We start from the raw sequence: 9745 nt of genomic DNA on the forward strand, positions 1-9745 counted from the left end.
AAGACGGATGAGGGGTGCCGGAAGAAATGAGGCGTCGGCGTTCCCTGGAACACCCCTCATCCGACCGAGCTTCGCTCGGCCACCTTCTCCCGCAAGGGGAGAAGGAAGCGGCGCCCTACTTGCCACGCGCCCGCTCCTCGGCCTGCGCCGCCAGTATCTTCTTCACCTCGGCAACCAGCTCACTCTCCGCCACGGTCACCTGCGCCGGTCGTGCGGCGCGCCATTCGGCGTTGTCGGCGATCTCGGCCGACATCTTCGCGCCTTCGATCAGGTCCTTGATCTGCACCTCGCCCTTGGCGCGCTCGTCGCCGCCCTGGATGACGGCGACCGGGCTGCCGCGGCGGTCGGCATATTTCAGCTGCGCCTTCATGCCGGCGCCGCCGAGATACATTTCCGAGCGGATGCCGGCGGCGCGCAGCTCGGCCACCATCTTCTGGTAGCGGCCGAGGCTTTCCGTATCCTTGTCCATGGTCAGCACGACGACCGGCGCGATGACATCCGAAATATCGAGCTTGCCGAGGTTCTTCAGCGCCGTCATCAGCCGCGAGACGCCGATGGAAAAACCGGTCGCCGGCACCGGCTCGCCACGAAAGCGCGAGACGAGACCGTCATAACGTCCGCCGCCGCCAACCGAGCCGAAGCGCACGATCTGGCCGTCCTCGTTGGGGATTTCGGCCAGCAGCTCGGCCTCGTAGACCGGGCCGGTGTAATATTCGAGGCCACGCACGACGGAGGGGTCGATGCGGATGCGATCCTCACCGTAGCCGCTTTGTGCGACCATGGTTCTTATCTGCTCCAACTCTGCAAGACCCTCGACAAACGAGGCGTTCGTGATGCCGAGATGTTCGAGTTTCCTTTCCTCGACAAGATTGCTGAGCCCTGGGGTGATAGATCCCAGTGTCTGGACAATCTGTTCGGGATCATGCTGCGCCATGACCGTGAAATAGCTGATCACAACATCGATTTGCGCGTTACCCAGCCCGGCGCCCTTGGTAAAATCACCGCTCTCGTCCTTGCGCCCGGCGCCCAAAAGCAGGCGCACGCCCTCGACGCCCAGCTTGTCCAGCTTGTCGATCGCCCGCAGCACCTGCAGCCGGCGGCCAGCGTTCTCGTCGCCGCCGAGGCCGATCGCCTCGAGCACACCGTCGAGCACTTTGCGGTTGTTGACGCGGACGACGTAATCACCGCGCTTTATGCCGAGCGCCTCCATCACGTCGGCCATCATCATCGCCATTTCGGCATCGGCCGCGACACCCGGCGTGCCTACCGTGTCGGCGTCGAACTGCATGAACTGGCGGAAGCGGCCGGGACCGGGCTTCTCGTTGCGGAACACCCAGCCGGAGCGATAGCTGCGATAGGGTTTCGGCAGGCGCTCGAAATTCTCGGCGACAAAGCGCGCCATTGGCGCGGTCAGGTCGTAGCGCAGCGACAGCCACTGGTCGTCATCGTCCTGGAACGAGAACACGCCCTCGTTCGGCCGGTCCTGGTCGGGCAGGAATTTGCCGAGCGCATCGGTGTATTCGATCAGCGGCTGGTCGACCGGCTCGAAACCGTAAAGCTCAAAGACCGAGCGGATCGTCGCCATCATCTTCTCGACGGCGCGCAGATCGTCGGCGCCGCGGTCGACAAAGCCGCGCGGCAGCCGCGCTTTCATCTTTTCGGATTTGTCGGCCATGGGATGGGTACTTTGCTAAGTAATCGGTGACTTATTTCGGGTCGGCGTGTCCTACCGATGCAGCCCGGAGAAGGCAAGGGTTTGCGGCTCTCCTTCTCCCCTTGTGGGAGAAGGTGGCCGAGCGAAGCTCGGTCGGATGAGGGGTGTTCCAAGGAACGCCGACGTCTCGTTTCTTCCAACACCCCTCATCCGGCTCGGCGCTGCGCGCCGATCCACCTTCTCCCACAAGGGGAGAAGGAAAGGCGAAAAAGAAGCTGAAACAATTGTGCCATGCGCGCGGCATCGTGCCGACACAATCCGGGCCGATAAGCGCGCCGAAACAAGGGGTTCGGGGCCATGGCCACGCTACAGAAGTTCGACATCATCGATAGCCGCGCACGCGACGCCTCGGTCCGGCTGCGGCCGGCCGATGGTTATGCGCCGAATACGAAGCAAATCGCCGGACCGTTCGAGATCGCGGCGCAACAGCGCAGCGGACCGACGATGCGCGACGTGCTGATGACCGGACTGCTGGTGATCTATCCGGTGTTCGCCGCGCTGGCGGCCATCCTTGCCGGGTTTTTCCTCGCCGGCGCCGGCGCCGGCGGCGCCTGAGCCGCTATTTCGGCCGCTTGAACGCTTTCCGTTCCGCCTCGACCGGCTCGCGGCAGACGCAGCCCTCGAGATGGTCGTTGACCAGCCCCATCGCCTGCATGAAGGCGTAGACGGTGGTCGGGCCGACAAAGCTCCAGCCGCGCTTCTTCAGCTCTTTCGAAATGCGGACCGAGACGGCAGTCGTCGGATTGGCGCGCAAATGCGCGAGGTCGACGATCTCGGGCCGCTCGTGTGGGCCGGGCTCGAACTTCCAGAACCAGGCGGCCAGCGAGCCGGCCTCGTCGATGAGTTCGCGGGCGCGCTTGGCGTTGTTGATGGTCGAGACGATCTTGCCGCGATGGCGGATGATGCCGGCATTGCCGAGCAGGCGATCGACATCGGCGTCGGTGAAGGCGGCGATCTTGTCGACATCGAAGCCGGCAAACGCCTCGCGGAAATTGTCGCGCTTGCGCAATATGGTCAGCCAGGACAGGCCCGACTGAAAACCTTCGAGGCAGATCTTTTCGAACAGGCGGCGGTCGTCGGCGACCGGCCGGCCCCATTCGTGGTCGTGGTAGTGCAGATAATCCGGCAGATTGCCGTGCCAGAAGCAGCGGGCGATGCCGTCGGGACCGGCAAGCAGACCTGTCTTTTCATCCATGGCGGAATTCCGTTCGTGTCTTGGCGTTAACGCGTTTTGACGCGGCCTTTACCGCGGCTTTACCAGATTCCTGAACCGGGCGGTAACCACACCAAAAGCTTTACTAACAGATCGGCATTTTACGCATTCCGATTCATGTTTCGGTTGCCGCTTGGCGCCCAATGTCGGCGAAATCGGGGAGGCTTTGCACCCCGGCATGTTCGACGATCAAGGTGCGTTGCGATGAAGACATTCTTGTTCCCATTGTTCGGCGCCGCGGCCGTGCTTGCGGCCGGCGCCGCCAATGCCAACGACCGCTATGCCGAGAGGCCGCCGGTGGTGGTCAGCCCAGATCTTTCGGCGCCCTGGGTGCTGCAGCTCGGCCATGCGCCGGACATCGTGCGGCAGAGCCGGCAAGAGGCGCGGCCGCAACGGCGCTACCGGCGGCTGGCCGAACCCGATCAGCTGCGCACCGCAGCGGTGCAGGCGCCGGCCAAGCGCATGGTGATGCGGCCGCAGATCGACCCGATCTATCTGCCGCAGGAAGTCGCCTATGACGGCCCGCAGAAGCCGGGCACGATCGTCATCGATACGCGAGAGAATTTCCTCTATCTGGTCGGGAAGAACGGTAAGGCGCGGCGTTATGGCGTCGGCACCGGCAAGCCGGGCTTCGAATGGTCCGGCACCCACAAGATCACCAACAAGCGCGTCTGGCCGGATTGGCGGCCGCCGGCGGTGATGATCGCCCGCGAAGCCGCCAAGGGCCGTTATCTGCCGACCTATCTCGCCGGCGGCATGGAAAACCCGCTCGGCGCACGCGCGCTCTATCTCGGCTCGACCGAGTACCGTATCCACGGCACCAATCAGCCCTGGACGATCGGCGGCGCGGTGTCGTCGGGCTGCATCCGCATGCGCAACGAGGACGTGGTCGACCTTTACGAGCGGGTCAATGTTGGCACGACGGTTGTAGTGATGTAATCTGCGGTTGACCTCACCGATGATTCTGCTCAGAAGCCTCGGGAGCATTGAATAACGGGGGACGGGCCGTGTGGGGATGCGGCCAGTCACGAAAGGGCAGCGCGGCAAGCCGTGCTGCCCTTTTTGTTTCCGCCAGCAGGAATTGACGGGAAGATTTTGCCGGCACGTCGCGCGACCGGCATGGCGGTTCGCTTTTCGCGCTGCCTTCTCGCGGTTGCTTTGCTATGTGGCGGCTAAAATCCAGATAAAGGCCCCATCCCGATGTCCCTTTCCGACGACAGCCGCTATCTCAGGGGCGGCCCGGTTGCCCAACGCATCATCGCCGGCGTGCGCGAGGACGCGGCGATCGCCACCGCCGAAGGCTTTCCGCCCAAGCTGGTGTCGGTCACCGTCGGCGATACCGCTGCGGTCGACGTCTATGTCCGCAACCAGCGCGCCAAGGCCGGGTTGGCCGGCATCGGCTTCGAGGAAAGGCGCTTTCGCGCCGACATCACCGCCGGCGAGCTGGAAGCGGCAATCCACGGCCTTAACGCCGACCCGCGCGTCACCGGCATCATCATCCAGCGGCCGGTGCCGGTGCACATTCCGATCAAGACGCTGCAGGCGGCGGTGCATCCGCTCAAGGATGTCGAGGGCATGCATCCGGCCTCGATCGGCAACATCGTCTACAACCAGCTCGACCTGGCGCCCTGCACCGCCGCCGCTTCGGTCGAACTGCTCAGGGAAACCGGCCTCGACCTCAAGGGGCTCGAGGTGGTGGTCGTCGGCCATTCCGAGATCGTCGGCAAGCCGATCGCGTTCCTTTTGATGAGCGAAGGCGCGACGGTGACCGTCTGTCACCACATGACGCGTTCGGTGGCGGCACACGCACGCCGCGCCGACGCACTGTTCGTCGCGGTCGGCAAACCGCGGCTGATCAAGGCCGACATGGTCAAGCCGGGCGCCGCCGTCATCGACATCGGCATCAATTCGGAAATCGGGCCGGACGGCGAGAGCCGCATCGTCGGCGACGTCGATGCCGAGAGCGTCAGGCATGTCGCGTCGTGGATCACGCCGGTGCCGGGCGGCGTCGGCCCGATCACCGTGGCGATCCTGCTGCGCAACACGATGGTAGCGCTCAGCCGCCAGCGCGCCCGCTACCAGGCCACCTACGGCATAGCGGACAGGCTGGCAGCGGAGTAGGCGCTTTCGTCACGTGTATTGCGGCACATGGCAGGTGATCCGGGACTCGTCATCCCAAAAGACGTAGAGCACGCCGCCGCTGCCCCAGAAGAAACCGGCGAGTGAATCGAACTGAAGAAGAAATTTCATTTCCCGGTCCGTTCCGGGAACGACTGGAAACTGCGGTCCCTGAATCAATGACGGCAGCCCACCAAGCCGAAACAGGTTTTGCCTTGAATTGCTTATCCCGTACGACTGCCTGAGCCACCGTTTAGGGGTCCGTGCCAACCGAACAGTTCTTTTCTCGGCGGCTTTTGCAGGCCTCTCAATGTAGGGCGAATGCAGAGGCGCGATCGGCGTCGGCACACCGGCAGCGTCGTGGGAATAATAGGTCGATTCGAGAGAATTCGCACAGGTCTCGATACGGAGTCTGGGAAGAGGCATCGTCAGCTCACTCCCAAGATCGTCCAGCGTAATCAGATGTATCAGTCGCTCTCGACAGATCGGGCACACTGCCGATCCTTCGCCGCCGACCGTAAGTTGCCTGCCAGTCGCCGGCAGATGCCAGGTAGGATGATAGCGATGCGTCGGAAAAGACATGTCGCTCGGAGCGCCTTCCTCAAAGCTGAAATGATGACATGCCGGCGGCGAACGAGGATCATCATGCGTCAGCCAGTCTGCGAAATCGGGAATGTCGCCCAAGGTACCGTCTGGAAACAATTCCGGCGCCTGCAAGGCGACGTGAGCCAGCAGATCCTCCATGTCTATTCCGCGTTTCACTTCCTCTTGCAGGAAAAATGCCAGACGAGCCAAATGCGCGTCGTCGAGAAACGAAACGGCGTCGATAATCAGATTGTCTTGCTGGACGTCGGCTTCTACCGCTGCCTTTATGAGCGCAAACAGGAATTCGGACCCATCCTTGAGATGACGAGCGATGATTGTCTGGCATTCGCCATAGCTGGCCTGGAACGTCGCCGGCGATCTGTCCGACAGCAGCCGAACGACGGTTCCAATCTCTTCGGACTTTGGGTTGGGCATCTCGGCAGTCTCATCGGCGGGTGCGCAGCAATCAAACCAATTTTGGCGGCTCGCCGCCATAGGCCCAGTCGAGCAGCTTTATCGTGTGCACCACCGGCAGCTTCGCGGCGGAGGCGATCTGGGTGATGCAGCCGATATTGCCGGTGGCGACGATTTCGGCACCGGTCGCCTCGATATTCCTGACCTTGCGGTCGCGTAGCGTTGCCGAAATCCCGGGCTGCAGGATGTTGTAGGTGCCGGCCGAACCGCAGCACAGATGCCCTTCGCGCGGCTCGCGCACGACGAAGCCGGCTCTGGCCAGAAGCTCCTTCGGCTGGCGGGTGATCTTCTGGCCGTGCTGCATCGAGCAGGCTGAGTGATAGGCGACGATGGTGCCCGGCTTGCGGACCGGCTCGGGCAGGTCGAGGCTTGCCAGATATTCGGTGATGTCCCTGGCCAGCGCCGAGACGCGCGCAGCCTTGTCGGCATAGGCCGGATCGAGGCGCAGCATGAAGCCGTAATCCTTGATGGTGGTGCCGCACCCGGATGCGGTGATGACGATGGCGTCGAGTCCACCCTGCTCGATGGCGCGCGTCCAGGCGTCGACGTTCCGTCGGGCCGACGCCAAGGCAGCGTCCTCGCGCCCCATATGATGCACCAGCGCGCCGCAGCAGCCCTCGCCCTCGGGCACCACGACCTCAACGCCAAGCCGGATCAGCAGCGAAATCGTCGTGTCGTTGATGCCGGGATCGAGCACGGATTGCGCGCAGCCGGTGAGGATGGCGACGCGGCCATTTTTCTTCGCGCCCTGCCCGGCATGGACGCCCGGCGAGGCCATCGGCGAGACTTCCGGGACCGACGCCGGGGCCAGCTTCAACATCGCGCCCAAAGGCTTCAATGCCTGGATTTTCTCAAACAGGCCGGCGAATGGCTGGCCGAGCTTCGCCAGCTTGAGCGCCGCGCGGAAACGCGAGGGATAGGGCAGCACGAAGGCCAGCATGGCGCGTGTCAGGCGATCGGCCAGCGGACGCTTGTAGGTCTCCTCAATATGGACGCGGGCGTGGTCGACCAGATGCATGTAGTTGACGCCCGACGGGCAGGTGGTCATGCAGGCGAGGCAGGACAGGCAGCGGTCGATATGGGTGACGATCTGCTTGTCGGCCGGCCGTCCGTTTTCCAGCATGTCCTTGATCAGATAAATCCGGCCGCGCGGCGAATCCAGTTCGTTGCCGAGCGTCACATAGGTCGGGCAGGTGGCGGTGCAGAAGCCGCAATGCACACATTTGCGCAGGATCTTCTCCGATTCCGCGACATGCGGATCGGCGAGCTGGGCAGCTGAGAAATTGGTCTGCACGTAAACGAATCCCTATTGTTTGAGCATGATCTTTTCCCAAAGCCGGTACCCACTTTTGGGGATCATACTCATAATCCCAGAAACCAGCTTTCCGGGTTCTTGACCGCCTCGCCGCGCTGCAGCGCCTGCAGGCCGAGAATGCAGCGAGCGATGAACCAGACGGCAACGGCAACCATCAGCACGACACCGATCACCACGACCATCAGCACCACCGAGATCAATGCATAGAGCAGGCCGATCCAGAAGGTGCGGATCAGGAATGTGTAATGGCTCTCGACGAAGCCGCCGGCCTTGCCGCGATTGATATAGGCCAGGACGATGCCGACAATACCGCTGACGCCGATGGCTAGGCCGGCGAGATAGAGGATGTAGATGACCAGCGCGTTGGTCGGGCCGGGCTCCAGCCAGCGGTCGGTCTGGCGTGACGTACCGTTTTGGCCTGGATCGCTCATTGTGCTCCTCCCTCGGTTGCCGGCGCGAGAGTAGCAGAGCTTGCGCCCGGCGCCATACGGCCGGGATTGAGGATATTCTTTGGGTCGAATTCGGCCTTCAGCCGCGCCGACAGTGCTGCCAGTTGCGGCGCTTGCGGTTCGAACACCGGCACGGCGGCGCGGTGCGAAGGAGTTGCGCGCACCAGCGTCGCGTGGCCGCCGCCGTGTCTTCTGATCAGGCCGCGCAACAGGCCAGCCTCGGGATCGTCCTGCTGCATGCGCAGCCAGATCAGCCCGCCCTGCCAATCGTAGAAGGCATCGACCGGGGCCTGCATGCGCAGCGCCAGCACCATCTGGTGGCCCCGCGACGGCGCCATCGAGACGCGCCACACCGGCCTTTCGCTGCCATCGGCGAACGGCGCGCAGTCGCGGATGTCGCGCCAGACAGAATACGAGACCGAACCGGAAATCTCCTGCAGCGGCCCAGCGTTTTTCAGCAGGTCTTTCAGCGCGGCAATGCGGTAAGCGACCGACGGGCCGAAGCCCTCGATGCGCAGCAGCGTCGCGGCATCGCTGCCGAGACTGCCGCCAGCGACCCTAGCTGCGACCCGTTCGGGAAGATGGGCAGCACTCGACACTTCGGCGCTGGAACCCAGCGCCAGCGCCATGGCGGCGGCGGCGTGATCGTCGAGCAGGCCGCGGATGGCGAGCGTGACTTCGGTCTCGGCAGCAGGCAGCACCTTGAAGGTGACGTCGGTGAGCACCGCCAGCGTGCCCCAGCTGTTGGCCATCAGCTTGGACAGATCGTAGCCGGTGACGTTCTTGACGACGCGGCCGCCCGACTTGAAGGCCTCGCCGCGCCCGGAAACGGCCGCTATGCCGAGGATATGGTCGCGCGCAGCACCCACCTTCAGCCGGCGCGGGCCGGAAAGGTTCGCGGCGAGTGCGCCGCCGATGGTGCCTCGCGCTGGCTCACCGCCGAGCAGCGGGCCGTAATCCATCGGTTCGAAGGCAAGTTGCTGGCCGTTTTCGGCAAGCAGGTTTTCGATCTCGGCCAGCGGCGTGCCGGCTTTCGCCGACAGCACCAGCTCGGCCGGCTCGTAGAGCGTGACACCGGAGAGTTTCGAAAGGTCGAGCGTATGCTCACTCTGCTGCGGCCGGCCGATACCGCGCTTGGAGCCGTGGCCGAGGATTTCGAGCGGGGATTCCTCTGCGGCTGCCCAAGCGACGGTGGAGAGAGTTTCCGCGGCTGTGGACGGGGTGAAGGTGGTCATGCGGCAGAGCCCTGGTTCCTCGCCCTCGCGAAGCGGGGGAGAGGTGCCTCGCGCAGCGAGGCGGAGAGGGGGCCATCATAGAGCGCCACCTCTAGAGTTCTTGCTTGCAAAAACGAACCTTAGGTCGGCAGAGATTACGTCCTCCGCAAGCCGTCCCTCCAGTGCTGCAAGAATGGTTTCGCAGATACTCGTCGGGTTGGTTAGCATGTCGACGCTCCAGAATCGGATCACCGAGAACCCTTTGCCGCGCATGAATTCGTCGCGTCGCCTGTCGTAAGTACTCTCGGCGTGTTGACCTCCGTCCAGCTCGACGATCAGCCTTTCGCTTCGGCAGGCGAAGTCTGCAAAATACGGCCCAATCGGCATCTGACGCACGAATTTATATCCGCCCAGCCTCTTGGCCTTCAACTCGTTCCAGAGGGTCGCTTCCGCCTGATTGTCGCCTCGACGAAGCTCGCGGGCGCGCGCGACCTTTTCGGGTGAACGCCGGCTTGGTGCACCGGTCGTCCCCCTCTCCGTCTCGGGCTTCGCCCGAGCCACCTCTCCCCCGCTTTGCGCTAGGGCGTATACACATCTTGCTGCGACGGATTGACTCGGTTGTGACGTGTCGGATTCCGCCGGCGTGTGCTGTATGATTCTTCT

Annotated in this window: 10 protein-coding genes; 3 read left to right on the forward strand and 7 right to left on the reverse strand. The window is 63.6% G+C overall.

Annotated features, from left to right (window positions below):
• Positions 1 to 115: 115 nt before the first annotated feature.
• Positions 116 to 1675, reverse strand: coding sequence for a histidine--tRNA ligase (gene hisS, locus NKJ20_RS11160; protein ID WP_352457568.1), 1560 nt, complete (start codon positions 1673 to 1675; stop codon positions 116 to 118).
• A 336-nt stretch (positions 1676 to 2011) separates the two neighbouring features.
• Between hisS and NKJ20_RS11165 the strand changes: the two genes are divergently transcribed.
• A complete protein-coding gene (locus NKJ20_RS11165; RefSeq protein WP_352744037.1) occupies positions 2012 to 2269 on the forward strand; it encodes a hypothetical protein in 258 nt (85 codons plus the stop codon).
• A 4-nt stretch (positions 2270 to 2273) separates the two neighbouring features.
• Here the strand turns inward: NKJ20_RS11165 and NKJ20_RS11170 are convergent, their stop codons facing one another.
• Positions 2274 to 2909: a DNA-3-methyladenine glycosylase I gene (locus tag NKJ20_RS11170; protein ID WP_352472682.1), complete on the reverse strand. Its 636-nt coding sequence runs from the start codon at positions 2907 to 2909 to the stop codon at positions 2274 to 2276.
• A 222-nt stretch (positions 2910 to 3131) separates the two neighbouring features.
• Here NKJ20_RS11170 and NKJ20_RS11175 point away from each other — a divergent pair, with 222 nt between their 5' ends.
• The gene (locus NKJ20_RS11175) at positions 3132 to 3866 is read left to right on the forward strand and encodes a L,D-transpeptidase (protein WP_352744038.1); all 735 of its coding nucleotides are present in this window, start codon (positions 3132 to 3134) and stop codon (positions 3864 to 3866) included.
• A 261-nt stretch (positions 3867 to 4127) separates the two neighbouring features.
• Positions 4128 to 5048: a bifunctional 5,10-methylenetetrahydrofolate dehydrogenase/5,10-methenyltetrahydrofolate cyclohydrolase gene (locus tag NKJ20_RS11180; RefSeq protein ID WP_352457564.1), complete on the forward strand. Its 921-nt coding sequence runs from the start codon at positions 4128 to 4130 to the stop codon at positions 5046 to 5048.
• Between the two features lie 9 nt (positions 5049 to 5057).
• Here the strand turns inward: NKJ20_RS11180 and NKJ20_RS11185 are convergent, their stop codons facing one another.
• The 5 genes from NKJ20_RS11185 to NKJ20_RS11205 form a co-directional block, all read right to left on the reverse strand.
• On the reverse strand, positions 5058 to 6065 hold the full coding sequence (locus NKJ20_RS11185; protein ID WP_352744039.1) for a hypothetical protein: 1008 nt from the start codon (positions 6063 to 6065) through the stop codon (positions 5058 to 5060).
• Positions 6066 to 6096: 31 nt separating this feature from the next.
• Positions 6097 to 7398 carry a glycolate oxidase subunit GlcF gene (gene glcF / locus NKJ20_RS11190; protein ID WP_352744040.1) on the reverse strand — a complete coding sequence of 434 codons (1302 nt, stop codon included), beginning with the start codon at positions 7396 to 7398 and terminating at the stop codon, positions 6097 to 6099.
• A 68-nt stretch (positions 7399 to 7466) separates the two neighbouring features.
• Complete coding sequence (locus tag NKJ20_RS11195; protein WP_352744042.1) at positions 7467 to 7850, reverse strand: DUF4870 family protein; 384 nt, start codon at positions 7848 to 7850, stop codon at positions 7467 to 7469.
• Positions 7847 to 9103, reverse strand: a complete 1257-nt coding sequence (locus tag NKJ20_RS11200; protein WP_352744044.1) for an FAD-binding protein — start codon at positions 9101 to 9103, stop codon at positions 7847 to 7849. The genes NKJ20_RS11195 and NKJ20_RS11200 overlap by 4 nt, the downstream gene beginning before the upstream one ends.
• A gap of 75 nt (positions 9104 to 9178) precedes the next feature.
• Positions 9179 to 9643: an endonuclease domain-containing protein gene (locus NKJ20_RS11205; protein ID WP_352744059.1), complete on the reverse strand. Its 465-nt coding sequence runs from the start codon at positions 9641 to 9643 to the stop codon at positions 9179 to 9181.
• Positions 9644 to 9745: the final 102 nt, after the last annotated feature.

It is taken from the genome of Mesorhizobium sp. M0185 (genome assembly GCF_040322175.1).
Classification (GTDB): Bacteria; Pseudomonadota; Alphaproteobacteria; order Rhizobiales; family Rhizobiaceae; genus Mesorhizobium.